Origin of the sequence: Nocardiopsis trehalosi NBRC 14201 (assembly GCF_001552555.1) — a bacterium.
Classification (GTDB): Bacteria; Actinomycetota; Actinomycetes; order Streptosporangiales; family Streptosporangiaceae; genus Nocardiopsis_B; species Nocardiopsis_B trehalosi.
Map to the genome: position 1 here is coordinate 71978 of NZ_BCRK01000002.1, position 19527 is coordinate 91504.

The 19527-nt window shown below is 74.9% G+C and carries 17 protein-coding genes; 6 read left to right on the forward strand and 11 right to left on the reverse strand.

Annotated features, from left to right (window positions below; genetic code table 11):
- Window positions 1-5: 5 nt before the first annotated feature.
- The 10 genes from NT8_RS00940 to NT8_RS00985 form a co-directional block, all read right to left on the reverse strand.
- Complete coding sequence (locus NT8_RS00940) at window positions 6-404, reverse strand: cytidine deaminase (protein ID WP_067962962.1); 399 nt, start codon at window positions 402-404, stop codon at window positions 6-8.
- 143 nt (window positions 405-547) lie between these two features.
- Window positions 548-1810, reverse strand: a complete 1263-nt coding sequence (locus tag NT8_RS00945) for an ABC transporter permease (protein ID WP_067962888.1) — start codon at window positions 1808-1810, stop codon at window positions 548-550.
- Window positions 1807-3234, reverse strand: coding sequence for an ABC transporter permease (locus NT8_RS00950; RefSeq protein WP_067962891.1), 1428 nt, complete (start codon window positions 3232-3234; stop codon window positions 1807-1809). Before NT8_RS00950 ends, NT8_RS00945 begins: the two co-directional genes overlap by 4 nt.
- Window positions 3231-4856: an ABC transporter ATP-binding protein gene (locus NT8_RS00955; RefSeq protein ID WP_067962894.1), complete on the reverse strand. Its 1626-nt coding sequence runs from the start codon at window positions 4854-4856 to the stop codon at window positions 3231-3233. Before NT8_RS00955 ends, NT8_RS00950 begins: the two co-directional genes overlap by 4 nt.
- 142 nt (window positions 4857-4998) lie before the next feature.
- The gene (locus tag NT8_RS00960) at window positions 4999-6069 is read right to left on the reverse strand and encodes a BMP family lipoprotein (protein WP_174549495.1); all 1071 of its coding nucleotides are present in this window, start codon (window positions 6067-6069) and stop codon (window positions 4999-5001) included.
- Between the two features lie 280 nt (window positions 6070-6349).
- Complete coding sequence (locus tag NT8_RS00965; RefSeq protein WP_067962897.1) at window positions 6350-7090, reverse strand: alpha/beta fold hydrolase; 741 nt, start codon at window positions 7088-7090, stop codon at window positions 6350-6352.
- Between the two features lie 4 nt (window positions 7091-7094).
- A complete protein-coding gene (locus NT8_RS00970; protein ID WP_067962900.1) occupies window positions 7095-7415 on the reverse strand; it encodes a biotin/lipoyl-containing protein in 321 nt (106 codons plus the stop codon).
- Complete coding sequence (locus NT8_RS00975; RefSeq protein WP_067962968.1) at window positions 7415-8383, reverse strand: alpha-ketoacid dehydrogenase subunit beta; 969 nt, start codon at window positions 8381-8383, stop codon at window positions 7415-7417. Before NT8_RS00975 ends, NT8_RS00970 begins: the two co-directional genes overlap by 1 nt.
- A 50-nt stretch (window positions 8384-8433) precedes the next feature.
- Complete coding sequence (locus NT8_RS00980; protein ID WP_067962970.1) at window positions 8434-9453, reverse strand: thiamine pyrophosphate-dependent dehydrogenase E1 component subunit alpha; 1020 nt, start codon at window positions 9451-9453, stop codon at window positions 8434-8436.
- Window positions 9454-9794: 341 nt separating this feature from the next.
- Entirely contained in the window at window positions 9795-10151 is a 357-nt protein-coding gene (locus NT8_RS00985; protein ID WP_067962903.1) for a hypothetical protein, read from the reverse strand.
- 294 nt (window positions 10152-10445) lie between these two features.
- Here NT8_RS00985 and NT8_RS00990 point away from each other — a divergent pair, with 294 nt between their 5' ends.
- From NT8_RS00990 to NT8_RS01015, 6 genes are all read left to right on the forward strand, one after another.
- Window positions 10446-10904, forward strand: coding sequence for an Lrp/AsnC family transcriptional regulator (locus tag NT8_RS00990; protein ID WP_157515430.1), 459 nt, complete (start codon window positions 10446-10448; stop codon window positions 10902-10904).
- A gap of 100 nt (window positions 10905-11004) precedes the next feature.
- On the forward strand, window positions 11005-12726 hold the full coding sequence (locus tag NT8_RS00995) for an acyclic terpene utilization AtuA family protein (protein ID WP_067962911.1): 1722 nt from the start codon (window positions 11005-11007) through the stop codon (window positions 12724-12726).
- Window positions 12723-14315, forward strand: a complete 1593-nt coding sequence (locus NT8_RS01000; protein ID WP_067962913.1) for an acyl-CoA carboxylase subunit beta — start codon at window positions 12723-12725, stop codon at window positions 14313-14315. The genes NT8_RS00995 and NT8_RS01000 overlap by 4 nt, the downstream gene beginning before the upstream one ends.
- A gap of 10 nt (window positions 14316-14325) precedes the next feature.
- The gene (locus tag NT8_RS01005; protein WP_067962916.1) at window positions 14326-16323 is read left to right on the forward strand and encodes an ATP-binding protein; all 1998 of its coding nucleotides are present in this window, start codon (window positions 14326-14328) and stop codon (window positions 16321-16323) included.
- Entirely contained in the window at window positions 16320-17477 is a 1158-nt protein-coding gene (locus tag NT8_RS01010) for an acyl-CoA dehydrogenase family protein (protein WP_067962919.1), read from the forward strand. The genes NT8_RS01005 and NT8_RS01010 overlap by 4 nt, the downstream gene beginning before the upstream one ends.
- 88 nt (window positions 17478-17565) lie before the next feature.
- Entirely contained in the window at window positions 17566-18183 is a 618-nt protein-coding gene (locus NT8_RS01015; RefSeq protein WP_067962922.1) for a TetR/AcrR family transcriptional regulator, read from the forward strand.
- A gap of 85 nt (window positions 18184-18268) precedes the next feature.
- Here NT8_RS01015 and NT8_RS01020 read toward each other — a convergent pair whose 3' ends face one another.
- Window positions 18269-19258 (reverse strand): pectate lyase family protein, encoded by a 990-nt coding sequence (locus tag NT8_RS01020; RefSeq protein WP_067962925.1) that lies wholly within the window; start codon window positions 19256-19258, stop codon window positions 18269-18271.
- Window positions 19259-19527 lie beyond the last annotated feature (269 nt).

The window sequence follows — 19527 nt, forward strand, 5'->3', positions numbered from 1 at the left end:
GGGCCTCAGCGGGTGAGGTCGGTCGGGCCGAAGGCCTGGGGGAGCACCCGGGAGAGCGGCATGACGCCCTCCGGGGTGTCCATCAGCAGGTCCGGGCCGCCGAACTCGTAGAGGAGTTGGCGGCAGCGCCCGCACGGCATCAGTGGGCGCTCCTGGCCGTCCACGCAGGCGAACGCCGTCAGCCGGCCGCCGCCCGTCGCGTGGAGCGCCGACACCAGTCCGCACTCCGCGCAGAGCGACAGACCGTACGACGCGTTCTCGACGTTGCACCCCGACACGGTGCGCCCGTCGTCGACGAGCGCGGCCGCGCCCACCGGGTAGCGCGAGTACGGCGCGTACGCCCGGCGCATGGCCTCGGCCGCAGCCGCGCGCAGCGCCGGCCAGTCGACCGCCGACCCGGCCATACCAGCGGCACCCTCCGGCGCGGCCAGGCCGGCCGCGCTCTCCGCCGCCGTCGCGCCGAACGCTACCGCCGCTGCCGCCGCCGCGTCGCCCTCTCGGGCGGGCTCCGGCGGCCCGTCCGAGGGGTCCGCCTGCGGGACCGCCGTCATGACGACCGCTTCCGCCACTGCAACCCCACCCCGGCCGGGGCGCGCAACCGCTGCGACGCCAGTGCCAGCACCAGCAGCGTCGCGATGTGCGGGCTGTAGGTGACGAGCTGCCCCGGCAGGGTGTCGGTGAGCAGGTACCAGGCCAGCAGCACCACGGCCACCACGGCCGCGATGACCGCCGTCCGCCGCTGCCCGCGCACCCACTGCCAGACCGCCGTCGCCACCAGCGCCACCGCGATGAGCAGCAGCAGCGCGTGCACCGCGCCGCCCCCGCCGCGCACCTGGAGGGCGTCGGTGTAGCCGAACAGTCCGGCGCCCATGGCGAGCCCGCCGGGCCGCCAGTTGCCGAAGATCATCGCCGCGAGCCCGATGTAGCCGCGCCCGCCGGTCTGCCCCTCCTGGTAGATGGACGACGCGACCATGGCGAGGAACACCCCGCCCAGCCCGGCGAACCCGCCGGACGCCAGCACCGCCACGTACTTGTAGGTGTAGACCGGCACGCCCAGCGACTCCGCCGCGTCCGGGTTCTCCCCGCACGAGCGCAGCCGGAGCCCGAACGGGGTCCGCCACAGCACGTAGAAGGTCGCCGGGACCAGCAGGATCGCCAGCAGGGTGATGACCGACATCCCGGTGGTGGCGCCGATGATGAGCGACGCGACGTCGGCCACCAGGAACCACCCCGAGTCGGCCACCCCGCCGAGCGCGGAGTCCACGAACGGCAGCCCCACCCGGGGGAACTCCGGCAGCGGGGGCGACTGGGAGGCGCCCGCCCCGGGGATGCCGTCGAAGAACAGCAGCGACAGGTACCGCATCGCCCCCACGGCGAGGATGTTGATGGCCACGCCCGACACGATGTGGTCGACGCCGAACGTGATCGTCGCGACGGCGTGCACGAGCCCGCCCAGCACCCCGCCGAGGACGCCCGCCACCAGGCCCGCCCACGGGGAGCCCGTGGAGTAGGCGAAGTAGGCCGCGAACCAGGTGCCGAGCACCATCATGCCCTCGAGGCCGATGTTGATGATGCCCGCGCGCTCGGCCCACAGGCCGCCCAGCCCCGCCAGCCCGATGGGCACGGCGAACGCCAGCGTGGCCTGGATGGTCCCGGCGCTGGTGAGCATCGGCTGCCCGGTGAGGAACCGCACCCCGGCCAGCGCCACGAACGCGGCCGCCGCGATGCTGGCGAACCGCCACCAGGTGCGCGCCCCGCCCTTGCGCGGCGGCGCCGCGTCGGGGGTCGCCACCGTCATCTCCTGGCTCATGACGACGCCACCTCCACCCGGCCCAGGTCCTTGCCGACTTGCTGCTGCTGGTAGCGCAGGCCCCAGCGGTGCACGACCTCGTACACCACGACCACGGTCAGCACGATCGTCGCCTGCGTGACCACCGCGATCTCCTTCGGAATGCCGTCGATGTCGAGGATCTGCGACGCCTGGTCGAGGAACGCCCAGAACAGCGCGGCGAACGCCACCCCGACGGGGTGGTTGCGGCCGAGCAGGGCGATCGCGATGCCGGTGAAGCCGAGCCCGACGGGGAAGTCCAGCGCGTAGTAGTGCGACTGGCCGAGCAGCTGCGGGATGCCGACCAGGCCGGCGATCATCCCGGAGATGACCATGGACAGCAGCACCATGCGCTTGACGTTGACGCCGCTGGCCCGCGCCGCCGTGGGCGATTGGCCGGTGGCGCGCAGGTCGAACCCGAACCGGGTCCGGTTGAGCATCAGCCAGTAGCCGACGCCCACCGCGACGGCGAGCACGACCAGGCCGTAGATCTCCCGGTCCGCGCCCATGAACCCGGCCGGGATGCCGGGCACCCACCCGGATTCGGCGATGGGGGTGGTGCCGATGTTGTTGGTGCTGATCTCGACCGCGAGCCGGTCGGTGTTGAGCAGGTAGGCGGTGATGCCGGTGGCGATCGAGTTGAGCATGATTGTGGAGATCACCTCGGACACCCCGCGGGTCACCTTGAGGTAGCCCGCGATGCCCGCCCAGAACCCGCCGACCGCGACCGCCACCAGGACGATGACGATCTGGTGGATCACCGGCGGCAGCACCCACGCGCCGCCTACGGCGGCGGCCAGCAGCGCCGCCAGCCGGTACTGGCCGTCGACGCCGATGTTGAACAGCTTCATCTTGAAGCCGATCGCCACCGCGACCGCCGACAGGTAGAACGTGGTGGCCGCGTTGACGATGCGGACCAGGTTGTCGGGGCGGGTGCCGAACTCGATCATCCGGCCGAACGCGCGGAACGGGTCGGTGCCGCTGACCCAGAGCACGACGGCGGTGACCGACAGGGCGAGCACGCCCGCGACCGCGACGGCGGCGAACGCCAGCGCGAGCTGCGTGGGCAGCCGCCGGTAGACCAGGAACGCGCCCGCCGACCCGATGAGGGCGCCCAGCGCGTAGGCGACGGGTTCGATCAGCCACCAGTCGAGCACGGCCGCGGCGAGCAGGCCGAGCACCACCGACAGCACGAGCGCGATCGGGGTGACCAGGGCCCGGTGGATGCGGGACCCGGCGTCGGCCGTGGTGGGCGCCGACAGCAGGACGACCGCTGCGAAGGCCAGGGCGACGCCGATGGCGAGCGCGGCCGGGGCGAGCAGCCCCAGGTCGAGCAGCGCGGTGGCGCCGGTCCCCAGGACGGCGGCGGCCCCGACCGCGACGGTCGGGGAGGTGGAGGTCCTCATGCGCCGCCCTCGTCTTCCTCGGTCGGGGTGGTGGGGGTGCCCGCGGCATCGGTGCCCGCGCCGCCGGTGTCGGCGGTGCCGGCGCCCGTGTCGGTGGACGCGCCGGTCATGGCCGACCCGAGCTGCTCGGGGGTGACCGTCAGCGGGTCGGCGGACGCCACGAGGCGGCCGCGCAGGATCACGTGCAGGGTGTCGGACATGCCGATCAGCTCGTCCAGGTCGGCCGAGATGAGCAGCACCGCGAGCCCTTCGGCGCGGGCCCGGCGCAGGTGGTCCCAGATGGCCGCCTGCGCGCCCACGTCCACGCCGCGCGTGGGGTGGGCGGCGACGAGCACCTTGGGCCGCCCGCTCATCTCCCGGCCGACGATGAGCTTCTGCTGGTTGCCGCCGCTGAGGGCGTCGGCGATGACGTCGATGCCGGGGGTGCGCACGTCGTACTCGTCCACGATGCGCCGCGTGTCGGCGCGGGCGCCGGCCCGGTCGATCCACATGCCCTTGGTGCTGGGCGGCCGCCCCTGGTGGCCCAGGATGCGGTTCTCCCACAGCGGGGACTCCAGCAGCAGCCCGTGCCGGTGCCGGTCCTCGGGGACGTAGCCGACGCCGGCCTCGCGGATGGCGAGGGTGTCGGTGCCGGTGATGTCGCGCCCGTCCAGGGTGATCCGCCCGGCGTCGACCGGGCGCATGCCCATGATGGCCTCGATGAGCTCGGACTGCCCGTTGCCCTCGACGCCCGCGATGCCGACGATCTCGCCGCTGCGGATGGCCAGGGACACGCCGTCGACCAGGGCCCGGCCGCCGGGCGCGGTGACCCGCAGCCCGTCGATGTCGAGCATCACCTTGTCGGTGACGGTGGACTCGCGCAGCTCGGGCACCGGCAGCTCGCCGCCGACCATGAGCGTGGCGAGTTCGCGCGCCGTCGTGCCCTTGGGGTCGACGGTGGCGACGGTGGTGCCGCGCCGGATCACGGTGATGGTGTCGGCGACGGACAGCACCTCGTCCAGCTTGTGCGAGATGAAGATGACGGTGAGGCCCTCGCGCTTCAGCTCCCGCAGGTTGTCGAACAGCTCGTCGACCTCCTGCGGCACCAGCACGGCGGTGGGCTCGTCCAGGATGATGATGCGCGCGCCCCGGTAGAGGACCTTGAGGATCTCCACCCGCTGGCGGTCGCCGACGCCCAGGTCCTCCATGAGGCGGTCCGGGTCGACGCCCATCCCGTAGCGGCGACCCAGCTCCTCGATGCGGGCGCGGGCCTTGGCGCCGATGCCGTGCCGGCGCTCGGCGCCGAGGACGACGTTCTCCATGACGGTGAGGTTGTCCGCCAGCATGAAGTGCTGGTGCACCATCCCGATCCCGTGCCGGATGGCGTCGGAGGGGGAGTTCAGGCGGACGGTCGTGCCGTCCACCGCGATCGTGCCCTCGTCCGGCCGGTGCATGCCGTAGAGGGTCTTCATGAGGGTGGACTTCCCGGCGCCGTTCTCGCCGACGATCGCGTGGACCGTGCCCGGCGCGACGGTGATGTCGATGTCGTGGTTGGCCACGACGCCGGGGAACCGCTTGGTTATCCCGCGCAGCTCGACGGCGGCGGGAGGTGCCTCCCCGCCGCCCGAAGGCGTGCTGCTCATCCGACTCCTTGGTGTGCTGAGGGGCCGCCGCCGGCGGGGGTCGCCCGCGGGGCGGCGGTGTGGAGCGGGGGACACGCCCGCGGCACCGGGGCCAGGGCACGCTCCCTGGACCGCGGTGCCGCGTGTGTCCGACCGGCCGATCCTACGGCTCGGTGGGGACCTCGATCTCCCCGTCGATGATCTGCTGCTTCAGCTCGTCGAGCTGCTCCTGGATGTCGGCGATCTCCTCCTCGTTGGAGGTGGAGTAGTCGACGCCGCCGCTGGCCAGGTCGAAGCGCTGGATGCCGGCCTGGGCGTCGCCGTCGGCGACCGACTGGACGAACTCGAAGACCGCGGTGTCGACCTGCTTGGTCGCCGAGGTCACGACGAACGGCTTGGACTCCTCGGGGGCGGAGGCGTACTGGTCGCTGTCGACGCCGATGAACAGCTTCTCCTGCTCGGTGGCGGCCTCCAGGACGCCGTTGCCCGAGGCGCCGGCGGCGTGGTAGATGACGTCCGCGCCGGCGTCGTACTGGCCCTCGGCGGTGGACTTGCCGCGCGCGGGGTCGCTGAACCCGGCCATGTCCGGCGGCTGGGTCAGGTAGGACCGCTCGATCTCGATGTCCGGGTTGATCTGCTGGGCGCCCGCCACGTACCCGGCCTCGAACTTCTGGATGAGCGGGGTCTCGACGCCGCCGATGAAGCCGATGTGGTCCTCCTCGGTCTTCAGCGCCGCGGCGGCGCCGGCGAGGAAGGACGCCTGCTCCTCGGTGAAGACGAGGCTGGTGACGTTGTCGAGGTCCTCGATCTCGGAGTCGACGATCGCGAAGTGGACGTCGGCGTACTCCTCCTCGGCGGCGACGGCGCGCATCGGCTCGGCGTAGGCGAACCCGACGCCGATGACGACGTCGAAGCCCTCGTCGGCCATGAGGCGCAGGCGCTCCTCCTTGTCGACGTCGGACTCGCCCTCCTGCGGCTCGAAGTCCTGGACGTCGTCGTCGGTCAGGCCCAGCTCCTCCTGGACCCGCTCCAGCCCGCGGTAGGCCGAGTCGTTGAACGACCTGTCGCCCCGGCCGCCGACGTCGTACGCCAGGCCGACCCGCAGGTCACCGCCCTCGCCCGCGGCCTCCTCCTCCGAGGAGCCCCCCTCCGGGCTGTCACACGCCGTCATGGCCAGGCTCATCACGCCGGCCGCCGTGATGGCGGCGAACTTGGCGGCTAGCTTCCGGTTCACTCTTCACTCCCCTTCGCACCCGGGCACGTCCGACGTCGGACACGCCATCGGGTTCTGCTGCCGGACGATAGCCGTTCGGCGAAATGTCACCAATCACTGCTGAAAGGTTGTTATGAAGGCGAGAGCGGAGCGCAACGCACGTGACCCGCGCACCGTCCCGCCGGGCGCCCGGCGGGACGTCGTTCCAGGTCGGAGGGGCGGTGCGGGCGCGCGGATTCCGCTGAAAGCGCAACGCCCCGGCGGGTGACCGGGGCGTGACGCTGCGGCGGCGCGGCGGGGGTCAGACCCCCGACAGCGGGCGGACGCCGCGCGTCAGGAACCCGACCGCCGCCGTCTTGAACGCGCGCGCCGAGACCGCCGTGCGGTGGTCGCGCCGGGGCACCCGCACGGCCGGTGCGGCGCCCACCGCGCGCGCCACGTCCTCGACCCCCGAGGCCAGCGTGTCGTGCTCCCCGGCTACGAAGAGCAAGGGGACGCCCGCCGGTGCGGGGTCGGCGGTGAAGGGGTGGGCCGCCTGCCCCCGCGCGCACGCGGCGAGCGCGGCAGGGTCGGCCCCGGGTTGCGCGGCGGCCGCCCGGAACACCTCGGTGAAGGGGCCGCCGTCGGGCGCGTCGAGCCGGTCCAGGTCGGTGCCGGCGAACGCGTCGACCGGGCCGAACCCGCCGAGCACGGCCCGGCGCACCCGGTCCGGCCGGGTCAGCGCGAACTCCCACGCGATGCGCGACCCCATGGAGTAGGCGAGCACGTCGCACCGCTGCACGCCCAGGGCGTCGAGCAGGCGCTCCAGGTCGCCGGCCATGGCCGCCGGCCGGTAGGCGCCGGCGTCGCGGGGGCGCCCGCTGCCGCCGTGGCCGCGCAGGTCCACGCCGATGTGCGCGAGGCCGTCCAGGGCATGCGGCCAGCCGGCGCGCACCCAGTTGGCGTCGTAGCCGGAGCCGAACCCGTGCAGCAGCAGGACCGGCACCCCCCGGCCGGGGACCTCGGTGTAGGCGATCGGGACCTCGCCGGGCAGGACGTCCACGCGGCTACTCCTTCGGCGGGGTGAGGCGGACGCGCCGGGTGGGCTTCTCGGCGCGCGGGACGGTGCCGACGATGCCGGGGGCGTCGGCCACCTCGAAGGTGACCAGCGGGGCGCCCACGGCCACGACGGCGCCCTCCTCGGCGTGCACCCGGGCGACCGTTCCGGCGTGCGGGGAGGGGATCTCCACCGCCGACTTGGCGGTCTCCAGCTCCACCAGCGGCGCGTTGCGCTCGACGGTGTCGCCGGGGGCCACCAGCCACTCCAGGACGGACGCCTCGACCAGGCCCTCGCCGAGGTCGGGCAGGGTGAACGTCACCTCGGCCATCAGAACTCCAGGGTCCGCTGCACCGCGAACAGGACGCGGTCGATGGTGGGCAGGTACTGCGGCTCCAGGGGGCCGGCGGGGTAGGGGACGTCGAACCCGGTCACGCGCTGCACCGGGGCCGCGAGGTCGCGGAAGGCCCGCTCGGTGATGAGCGCGGCGACCTCGGCGCCCAGGCCCGCCGTCAGCGGGGCCTCGTGCACCACGACGGCGCGGCGGGTGCGCGCGACGGAGGCGGCCAGGCCGTCGGCGTCGATCGGCTTGAGCCAGCGCAGGTCGAGGACCTCCAGGTCGACGCCGTCCTCGGCGGCGAGCTCGGCGACCTCCAGGCAGCGGTGCACCATGGCGCCCCAGGCCACCAGGGTGGCGTGCCGGCCGGGGCGCACCACCCGGCTGGTGCCGATCGGGTCCATGCCCGAGGCGTCGGCGCCGACGGGGACCGGGCCCCGGTCCCAGTAGCGGGCCTTGGGCTCCATGAACACCACCGGGTCGTCGGCGCGCACCGACTGCAGCAGCAGCCGGTAGGCATCCGCCGGGTCGGCGGGCGCCACCACCTTGAGCCCGGGGACGTGCGCGAACAGGGCCTCCAGGCTCTCGCCGTGGTGCTCGGGCGCCTGGATGCCGCCGAAGCTGGGCAGCCGCAGGGTGATCGGCATGGGCGCGGTGCCGCGCGAGCGGTAGTGCATGCGCGCCATCTGGTTGACGATCTGGTCCACCGCCGGGTAGGCGAACCCGTCGAACTGCAGCTCGGGGACGGGCCGGAAGCCGTTCATGGCCAGGCCCACGGCCATGCCGACGATGGCGGACTCGGCCAGCGGGGTGTCGAAGACCCGGTCGGCGCCGAACTCGGCCTGGAGGCCGTCGGTCACCCGGAACACCCCGCCCAGGCGGCCGACGTCCTCGCCGAACAGCAGGACGGCGGGGTCCTCGGCGAGGGCGGTGCGCAGCGCGCGGTTGACGGCCTGCTGCATGGTGAGTTCGACGGTCCCGGCGGCGTGCCGCTCGTCGACGGACAGCTCGGTCACAGCTCGACCTCCTCCTGCCAGGCGCGGCGCTGGCGGGCCAGCTCGCGGGTGGGTTCGCGGTAGACGTGGGTGAACAGGTCGGCGCCGCCGGGTTCGGGGGCGGCGGCGACGCCGTCGCGGACGCGTTCGGCGGTGGCGCGGGCGTCGGCCTCAGCCTGCTCGAAGAAGGCGGCGTCGGCGTGCCCGGCGGCCTCCAGGCGGGCGCGCAGCCGGGGCAGCGGATCGCGTTCGCGCCAGGCGCGCTCCTCGGCGGCGTCGCGGTAGCGCGAGGGGTCGTCGGAGGTGGAGTGCGGCTCCAGCCGGTAGGTGACGGCCTCGATGAGGGTGGGGCCGCCACCCGCGCGGGCGTGGTCGAGCGCCGCGCGGGTGGCGGTGTACACGGCGGCGGGGTCGTTGCCGTCGACCCGCACCCCGGGCATGCCGTAGCCCTGGGCGCGGGCGGCCACCGACCCGCCGGCGACCTGCCGTTCGTTGGGCACGGAGAGCGCCCACTGGTTGTTCTGGCAGACGAACACGACCGGGGCGGCGAACACCCCGGCGAAGTTCAGGGACTCGTGGACGTCGCCCTCGGAGCTGGCGCCGTCGCCGAAGTAGGACACCGCGCAGCCGCCGGTGCCGCGCAGGCGCTCGCCCAGCGCCCAGCCGACGGCGTGCGGGACGGGGCCGCCCACGACGGCGTTGATGGGCGCGAACCGGGAGGCCATGGGGTCGTAGAGGCCGCCGTGCCACAGCGCGCGGTGGCTGGCCATGTAGCCGACCATGTCGACGCCCAGGGTGAGGGCGACCGCCATCTCCCGGTAGGTGGGGAACACGAAGTCGCGGTCGCGGTCGACGGCGGCGGCGCTGCCGACCTGTGCGGCCTCCTGCCCGCGCAGCGACACGTAGGCGGGGAACACGCCTTGGCGCTGGAGCGCGATCGCCTCGCCGTCGAGGCGGCGGGCGGTGAGCATGTCGCGGTAGAGGCGGCGGCCGAGGTCGGCCGGGAGGTCCGTGGTGGAGCCGGTGGGGACATCCATGGCGGCTCCGGCGGGGAGATCCGTGGCGGGGGCGCTGGGGAGAACGGTGGCGGCGTCGGGGGCGGGCGCGCCGGGGGGCGCGGGGTCCGCGCCGGCGGGCTCGGAGGACGGCATGGCGGGCTCCCTGGTGGTCGGCCGCGGCCGGGGGCGGCCGTGGCGGTCTCGCCATGATTGTCCGTTCCGGCTCTACATTCGCGCCAGATACGGCGGTGAAGTCGATACAGACGGATACGGTGAAGCGCTCTCGGTGCGCAAGCGTCCAATCCCGGGGGTGGGAGAAGCCGGAAAAGGTGCAGACTGCCACACCGGGGGAGGAGTCGCCCGGTCGCGCCGCGCCGGGCTCAGAGGTCGGGCAGGGGGTCCGGCGGCAGGGCCGCGCCGTCCAGTTCGGCGTCGCAGGCGTTGACCACCGGGACGTACTCGTCGGCGACCTCGAACACGTGCCCGGCCAGCTCGAACGTCGGGATGAGGTGGGTGTCGACCGGGCCCAGGCGGGTCGCGCGCGGCAGCACCCGCCAGACGCTCCGGGGCCGGGTGCGGCTCCACAGCCGGTTGAGCAGCACCGTCACCGAGGCGTCGGTGACCACGAAGACGAAGAAGACCGACTCGTTCCACGACGCGGGGAAGACGTAGCGGATGTCGGCGCCGGCGGGCAGGAAGCCGCGGGCGCGGTCGCGGACCTCGGGTGGGACGGGCACGGCGGGCCTCCTGGGGTGGGGGCGGCGCGGGCTTCCCCGGGCGGGGCCGGGAGGGCTCCCATGGTAGGCGCGGGCGATCGGCGGCCCCGGGGCGTGAACGGGGCACGTCGGCGGGGCGGCGGTGGTACGTGCCGTCTCGGCCGCTGAGATCTCGCTAGACGAACGTGCAACCCTCCTGGTATTTCGTTGCTCATCGTCCAATGTGGGGAGTGCCGGATGTCCGACGACGAGCAGCATGGCCGCGACCGGTCGGCCGACACCGACCCCCGTCCCCGGCGGGGCGGCGCCGGGCGCATGCCCGACGCCGTGGACGAGGTGATCATCGGCGCCCTCGCCGACGACGCCCGCACCGGCATCACCGAGATCGCGGCCATGGCCAACGTCTCCCGCGCCACCGCCTACAACCGGATCAAGCGACTCACCGAGGACGGCGTCATCCGCGGCTACTCGGTGGTCACCGACCACGCCCGGATGGGCCTCGGGGTGACCGCGCTCGTGCTGATCTCGGGCAGCCAGCCCGACTGGCGGGCCAACCGCGAGATCCTCTCCTCCTACCCCGAGATCGAGTACTGCTGGTACGTGGTCGGCTCGGCCGACATCGTGCTGCTGGTGCGGGTGGCCGACACCCACCAGCTCCGCGACCTCATCCTCACCCGGCTCCAGGCCCTGCCCGGGGTCACCGCCACCCAGACCCTCACCGTCATCGACGAGGTCGTGCACCGGCCGGTGGTCCGCCCGGCCGACCGCGCCTGACCCGCGCGCCCCCGCCCCCCGTCCGTCCGGGGCGGGCTCGCGCCGACAAAACAAGCACGCATGCTTGTTTTCTCCGGGGCGGGATGCCACGCTCGTCCCCATGGACGCGACAGCCGCCCCACCCCTGCGCGTCGGGAACGCCTCCGGCTTCTACGGCGACCGCGCGGACGCCGTCCGCGAGATGCTCAGCGACGGCCCCCTGGACGTCCTTACCGGCGACTACCTGGCCGAACTCACCATGCTCATCCTCGGCCGCGACCGGCTCAAGGACCCCGCGCGCGGCTACGCCCGGACCTTCCCGCGGCAGATGGAGGAGTGCCTGGGCCTGGCCGCCGACCGCGGCGTCACCATCGTCACCAACGCCGGCGGCCTCAACCCGGCCGGCCTCGCCGACCGGCTGCGCGACCTCGCCGCCCGCCTCGGCGTGCCCGCCGAGGTCGCCCACGTCGAGGGCGACGACCTGCTGCCCCGCGCCGCCGAACTCGGCCTGGGCACCCCGCTCACCGCCAACGCCTACCTCGGCGCCTTCGGTATCGCCGCCTGCCTGCGCGCCGGCGCGACCGTCGTCGTCACCGGCCGGGTCACCGACGCCTCCCTCGCCGTGGGCCCCGCCATCGCCCACCACGGCTGGACCCCCGACGACCACGACGCCCTCGCCGGGGCCGTCGTCGCCGGGCACGTCATCGAGTGCGGCGCCCAGGCCACCGGCGGCAACTACGCCTTCTTCACCGGCCTGCCCGACCGGGGCGGCGCCCTGCCCGGGTTCCCCATCGCCGAGATCGCCGCCGACGGCTCCAGCGTCATCACCAAGCACCCCGGCACCGGCGGCGCCGTCACCACCGGCACCGTCACCGCCCAGCTCGTCTACGAGATCGCCGGCGCCCGCTACCCCAACCCCGACGCCACCGCCCGCCTCGACACCGTGCGGCTCACCGGCGACGGACCCGACCGGGTGCGCGTCAGCGGGGTGCGCGGCGAGGCGCCGCCGCCCGACCTCAAGGTCGGCCTCAACCGCATGGCCGGGTTCCGCAACGACATGACCCTGGTCCTCACCGGCCTGGACATCGAGGCGAAGGCCGAACTCGCCGAACGCCAGCTGCGCGCCGCCCTGCGCGGCCGCGAACCCCGGCACCTGGACTTCCGCCTCACCCGCCGCGCCGACCCCGACGCCGACACCCAGGACGGCGCGAGCGCCCACCTGCGCATCGAGGCCCGCGACCCCGACCCGCGCGTCGTCGGCCGCGACTTCACCGCCGCCGCCGTCGGCCTCGCCCTGTCCAGCGTGCCGGGGTTCCACGCCACCGCGCCGCCCGGCGACGCCCGCCCCGACGGCATCGCGTTCGCCGCGGCGGCCGTGCCCGCCGGGGCGGTGCCGCACACCGCCGTGCTGCCCGGCGGCACCCGCGTCGCCATCGCCCCGCCGGCCGCCACCCGCGCCCTCGCCCCGGTCGACCCGCCCCCGCTGCCCGCCCCGCCGCCACCCGGACCCGCCCGGCGCGCCCCGCTGGGCCGGGTCGCCGGGGCGCGCAGCGGCGACAAGGGCTCCGACGCCAACGTCGGCGTCTGGACCGACACGGACGACCGGTGGCGGTGGCTCGCCCACACCCTCACCGTCGACGCGTTCCGCCGGCTGCTCCCCGAGACCGCCGGCCTGCCGGTCACCCGGCACGCGCTGCCCCGCCTGCGCGCCCTCAACTTCGTCGTGGAGGGGCTGCTCGGCGACGGCGCGGGCGGCGCCGCCCGCGCCGACCCCCAGGCCAAGGCGCTCGGCGAATGGCTGCGCGGCCGCCACCTCGACATCCCGGAGGCGCTCCTGCCATGACCGTCCTGCGCACCCGCCTCGACACCGCCGCGCCCGCGTTCACCGCGGCCCGCGACGCCATGCTCGCCAAACTCGCCGAGATCGACGCCGAGCACGCCAAGGCCCTCGCCGGGGGCGGCCCGCACTACGTCGACCGGCACCGCGGCCGGGGCAAGCTCCTCGCCCGCGAACGCGTCGAACTCCTGCTCGACCCCGACTCCCCGTTCCTCGAACTCTCCCCGCTCGCCGCCTGGGGCAGCGACTACCCGGTGGGCGCGTCCGTGGTGACCGGTGTCGGCGTGGTCGCCGGCACCGAGTGCGTCGTCATCGCCAACGACCCCACCGTGCGCGGCGGCGCCAGCAACCCGTGGACCGGCCGCAAGACCTTCCGCGCCATGGAGATCGCCGAGCGCAACCGGCTGCCGCTGATCAACCTGGTCGAGTCCGGCGGCGCCGACCTGCCCAGCCAGAGCGAGATCTTCATCCCCGGCGGCCGGCTGTTCCGCGACCTCACCCGCTTCTCCGCCGCCGGCATCCCCACCATCGCGGTCGTCTTCGGCAACTCCACCGCCGGGGGCGCCTACGTCCCCGGCATGTCCGACCACGTCGTCATGGTCCGCGAACGCTCCAAGGTGTTCCTCGGCGGGCCGCCGCTGGTGAAGATGGCCACCGGCGAGGAGAGCGACGACGAGTCCCTGGGCGGCGCCGAGATGCACGCCCGCACCTCCGGGCTCGCCGACCACCTCGCCGCCGACGAGCACGACGCCCTGCGCACCGCCCGGCGTATCGTCGCCCGCCTCAACCGCACCCGGCCCGACCCGCCCGCCGACCCCGACCCGCCCCGCTGCGACCCCGAGGACCTCGTCGGCGTCGTCCCCGCCGACCTCAAGGAGCCGTTCGACCCGCGTGAGGTCATCGCCCGCATCGCCGACGGGTCGGAGTTCGACGAGTTCAAACCCTCCTACGGCCCCAGCCTCGTCACCGGCTGGGCCCGGCTGCACGGCTACCCGGTGGGGGTGCTCGCCAACGCCCAGGGCGTGCTGTTCAGCGCGGAGTCGCAGAAGGCCGCCCAGTTCATCCAGCTCGCCAACCGCGCCGACACCCCGCTGATCTTCCTGCACAACACCACCGGCTACATGGTCGGCCGCGAGTACGAGCAGGGCGGCATCATCAAGCACGGCGCCATGATGATCAACGCCGTGTCCAACAGCACCGTCCCGCACCTGTCCGTGCTGGTCGGCGCCTCCTACGGCGCCGGGCACTACGGCATGTGCGGGCGCGCCTACGACCCCCGGTTCCTGTTCGCCTGGCCCAGCGCCAAGTCCGCCGTCATGGGGCCGCAGCAACTCGCCGGGGTGCTGTCCATCGTCGCCCGGCAGTCGGCCGCCGCGAAGGGCCGCGACTACAGCGAGGAGCAGGACGCCGCCATGCGCGAGATGGTGGAGAACCGCATCGAGGCGGAGTCGCTGCCGCTGTTCCTGTCCGGCCGGGTCTACGACGACGGGGTGATCGACCCCCGCGACACCCGCACCGTCCTCGGCATGTGCCTGTCGGCCGTCCACAACGCACCCGTGCGCGGAGCCGACGGCTTCGGCGTCTTCCGGATGTAGGGAGGGACCCGTGATCACCACCCTGCTCGTGGCCAACCGCGGCGAGATCGCCCGCCGCGTGCTGCGCACCTGCCGCGCCCTGGGCATCGCCACCGTCGCCGTCCACTCCGACGCCGACACCGGCGCCCCGCACGTCCGCGAGGCCGACGCCGCCGTCCGGCTGCCCGGCCGCGCCGCCGCCGACACCTACCTGCGCGCCGACGCGGTCATCGGCGCCGCCCGCGCGGCCGGCGCCGACGCCGTCCACCCCGGCTACGGGTTCCTGTCGGAGAACGCCGACTTCGCCCGCGCCGTCACCGCCGCCGGGCTCACCTGGGTCGGCCCCCCGCCCGACGCCATCGAGGCCATGGGGCACAAGGTCCGCGCCAAGGAGATCGCCGAACGCGCCGGGGTCCCCGTCTTCGGGCGCCTCGACCCCGAGAAGGCCACCGCCGCCGACCTGCCCGTCCTGGTCAAGGCGGCGGCGGGCGGCGGCGGGCGGGGCATGCGCGTCGTGCGCGACCTCGGCGCCCTGGAGGCGGAGACCACCGCCGCCCGCGCCGAGGCGGCCGCCGCCTTCGGCGACCCCGAGGTCTTCTGCGAGCCCTACGTCGAACGCGGCCGGCACGTCGAAGTGCAGCTCCTCGCCGACACCCGCGGCACCGTGTGGGCCGTCGGCGAGCGCGACTGCTCGGTGCAGCGCCGCCACCAGAAGATCATCGAGGAGGCGCCCGCCCCCGGCCTCGGCGCCGACCTGCGCGCCCGGCTGCACGCCGCCGCCCGCGACATGGCCCGCGCCATCGGCTACACCGGCGCCGGCACCGCCGAGTTCCTCGTCGCCCCCGACGGCACCGCCGCCTTCCTGGAGATGAACACCCGCCTCCAGGTGGAGCACCCCGTCACCGAGTGCGTCACCGGACTCGACCTCGTGGAGTGGCAGATCCGCGTCGCCGAGGGCGAACCGCTGCCCGCCGCCGAGCCGCCCGCGCCGCGCGGCCACGCCGTGGAGGCGCGCGTCTACGCCGAGGACCCCGCCGCCGACTGGCGGCCCCGCACCGGGACCGTGCACGACTTCGCCGTCCCCGGCGCCGCCGCCGCGTTCGCCCCGCTGCCCGACCACGGCGTCCGCGTCGACAGCGGGGTCGAGCCCGGCACCGAGGTCGGCCCCGACTACGACCCCCTGCTCGCCAAGGTCACCGCCTGGGGGCGCACCCGCGACGACGCCCTGCGCCGCCTCGCCACCGCCCTCGCCCGCGCCCGGCTGCACGGCCCCGGCACCAACCGCGACCTGCTCGTGCGGGTCCTGCGCCACCCCGCGTTCGCGGCCGGCGACGTGCACACCGGGTTCCTCGGCGCCCACGGCCTGGCCGGCCTCGCCCGCCCCCTCGCCGACCCCGGCGCCGTCCGCCTCTCGGCGCTGGCCGCCGCGCTCGCCGCCGCCGAGACCGCCCGCGCGCAGGCCCCCGTGCTGCGCCCGGTGCCCACCGGCTGGCGCAACCTGCCCTCGCAGCCGCACACCCGCGCCTACCGGACCCCCGACGGCACCGAGGTCACCGCCGCCTACACCGGCCGCCGCGACGGACCCCACCCGGTGGACCACCCGGGCGTCCGGGTGGCCGCCGCCGCCCCCGACCGGGTCGACCTGGAGGTCGACGGCGTGCGGTACCGCTTCGCCGTCGCCGCCTATCCGGGGGCGGTGTTCGTGGACTCCCCGCTGGGCCCGGTCGCGCTCACCCCGGTCGACCGGTTCCCCGAGGCCGGGGCCGACGCCGCCCCCGGCACCCTGCTCGCCCCCATGCCCGGCACCGTCGCCCGCGTCGGCGCGGCCGTCGGCGACCGGGTGCGCGCGGGCGACCCCCTGCTGTGGCTGGACGCCATGAAGATGGAGCACCGCATCGCCGCCCCCGCCGACGGCGTCGTCACCGCGCTGCCGGCCGCCCCCGGCGACCGGGTCGAGACCGGTACGGTGCTCGCCGTCGTGGAGGACGCGGCCCACCCGGCCGCGCGCGAGGAAGGGACCCCCCGATGAGCTACACCGAACCCGAGGAGCGCCGCGACCTGCGCGCGGCGGTGGCCCGGTTCGCGCAGGGCTACGGCGCCGCCTACCACCGCCGCAAGGCCCGCGAGGGGGCCTACCTCACCGAGTTGTGGGCCGAGGCCGGCAAGCTCGGCTACCTGGGCGTCAACATCCCCGAGGCGTACGGCGGGGGCGGCGGCGGGATCGGCGACCTCGCCGCCGTCCTGGAGGAGCTGTCCGCCGCCGGCTGCCCCACCCTGATGATGGTGGTCTCCCCGGCCATCTGCGGCACCGTCCTCGCCCGGTTCGGCACGCCGGGGCAGCGCGACCGCTGGCTGCCCGGGATCGCCTCCGGCGAGAGCATCCTCGCCTTCGCCATCACCGAACCCGACGCGGGCTCCAACTCGCACCGGATCACCACCACCGCCCGCCGCGACGGCGGCGACTGGCTGCTCACCGGGCGCAAGACGTTCATCTCCGGGGTCGACGTCGCCGACGCCGTGCTCGTCGTCGGCCGCACCGAGGACGCCCGCACCGGCCGGCTCAAGCCCGCCCTGTTCACCGTGCCCACCGGCACCCCCGGGTTCGAGGCCCGCCGCATCGAGATGGACCTGGTCAGCCCCGACCACCAGTTCGGCCTCTTCCTGGACGACGTCCGGCTGCCCGCCGACGCCCTGGTCGGCGACCCCGACAGCGGGCTGCTCCAGCTCTTCGCCGGGCTCAACCCCGAGCGGATCATGGCCGCGTCGCTGGCCACCGGGTCGGCACGGCACGCCCTGGACCAGGCCGTCGCCTACGCGGGGGAGCGGCAGGTGTGGGGCACCCCCATCGGCGCCCACCAGGGGCTCGCCCACCCGCTCGCCCAGGTCAAGGTGGAGCTGGAACTGGCCCGGCTGATGACCCAGAAGGCCGCCGCGCTCTACGACGCCGGGGACGACGCGGGCGCCGGCGAGGCCGCCAACATGGCCAAGTACGCCGCCGGGGAGGTCACCGTGCGCGCCGTGGACCAGGCCGTGCAGACGCTCGGCGGCAACGGCCTGGCGGCGGAGTACGGGCTGGGGGCGGCCATCGCCTCCTCGCGGCTGGCGCGCATCGCCCCGGTCAGCCGGGAGATGATCCTCAACTACGTCGCCCAGCACTCCCTGGGCCTGCCCCGGTCCTACTGACCCGGCGGTCCCGCGCCCCGGTGCGCGTCCCGGCGCCGGGGCGCGTGCCGGCCGGTAGGTTGGGCGGGCCGAGGCGAGGGGGGCGGACGTGGAAGCGACGGTGCGGGAGCCGCGCCAGGAGCGCAGCCGGGCCACCCGGCGGCGGCTGCTGGAGGCGGCCGTGGAACTGCTGTCGGAGGCCGGGGTGGCGGGCAGCACCGTCGGCGCCGTCGCCGAGCGCGCCGGGGTGTCCCGGGGCGCCGCCCAGCACCACTTCCGCACCCGCGAGGACCTGTTCACCGCCGCGCTGCGGCACATGAGCGAGACCCGCACGGCCGAGCTGCGCCGCCGGGCCGCCGCCCTGCCCGAGGGGCGGGCGCGCACCGGGGCGGTCGTGGAGATGCTGGTCGACGCGTTCAGCGGACCGGAGTTCGACGCCGCCCTGCAGCTGTGGGCGGCCGCCGCCAGCGACCCCGGGCTGCGCGCCCACGTCATCCCGCTGGAGGAGCACGTCGGCCGGGCCGCGCACCGGGCGGCGGTGGAGCTGCTGGGGGCCGACGAGTCCGCGCCCGGGGTCCGCGAGACCGTGCAGGCCACGCTCGACCTGGCGCGCGGGCTGGGGCTGGCCAACCTGCTCACCGACGACCGCGCCCGCCGGCGGCGGATCGTCGGCCAGTGGACCCGGATGCTGGAGCGGGAGCTGGCGCGGACCGGTGGACGCGGCTGACCCGGCCCGCCCCGGGTGGGGGCGGACCGGGTAAGCGCTTACCTCGCAGGGCGCTGTGGGGGGACGCCCTCCGCGGCGGAGGGGGCTAGATGTTGCCCGGTCCGGCGCCGTTCTGGACCACCGACGGCACGTTCGCCGGCGGGGTGAGCGAGAAGGAGTACGGCACGTTGGCGACGCTGCCCTCGGCCTCGGGGTCGCCCGAGTTGTCGTAGATGTTGTTCCGCTCGACCAGGCGGCCCGGGTCGGAGTCGGCGTAGCCCACGTGCGTCGGGTTGTCGACGTTCTCGAAGTAGTTGCCCTCGACGATCACGCCGGCGTCCATGGTGGAGGCGACGCCGTACTCGGAGTTGTCGAGGAAGTAGTTGTTGAAGACGTGCACCTGGTTGCCGAAGCGCACCCGCGGGTGGCGGGAGTCGGTGCCGTCGAAGAAGTTGTGGTGGTAGCTCACGCGCAGGTTGCCGATGTCGGCGGTGTGGCCGTCGGAGTGGCCCAGCAGCGCGGTCTTGGAGTGGTCGAAGTAGTGGTTCCAGGAGATCGTGACGAAGTCCGACTCCCGCTTCACGTCGGTGGCCCCGTCGTTGCCGCCGGTGAAGCTGTTGTGGTCGATCCAGATGTTGGTCGAGCCGTCCTGCACGTTGATCGCGTCGTCGTCCCAGTCCGCGAAGGCGATGTTCTGGATGATGACGTTGTGCGCGGAGTCGACGTCGATGCCGCCGCCGGTGATCGAGGCGTTGGAGCCGACGCCGATGACGGTCTTGTCGGAGGTGACGTCGTTCATCCCCGACAGCTCGATGGTGCCCTCGACCTCGATGACGAGCGCGCCGTCGCTGGCCATGGCCTCGGTCAGCTCGTCGGCGTCGCTGACGCGGACGGTGTCGCCGCCCGCGCCGCCGGTGGTGCCGCCGTTCTGGCTCGCCCAGCCGACGGGGGAGCCGACCAGGGGGACGTAGTCGTCGGCGGCGCTGGGCAGCGTCGCCGCGACGAGGACCGCGGTGGTGCCCAGGGCGACCGCCCCGAGTCCGGCGGCGGTGCGTGCCCGATCGGTGGACCTGTGCGTCTTCCGGTTCACCCGCATGGTGCGAGTCTCCTTGTGGGGGAGGGGAGTGCCCGTTCTCTGCCCGGGCGGAACAGGGGGCGGGGCCGCGCAGCGGTGCCCGCCAGGGTCCGTCGCGGAGGCGGCGCCCTGCCTCCACGACCTATGGGAAGCGCTTTCCAGTGCTCGAAAAGTACGGGAATGTAACCGCCGTGTCAACGGGGTGTCATCACTGGGTTTCGCCGCGGGGCCGCGACCTCGCGCGACCCGCGCACACCGGCGCGGGCGGCCGGCTGCCCGGCCGCCCGCGG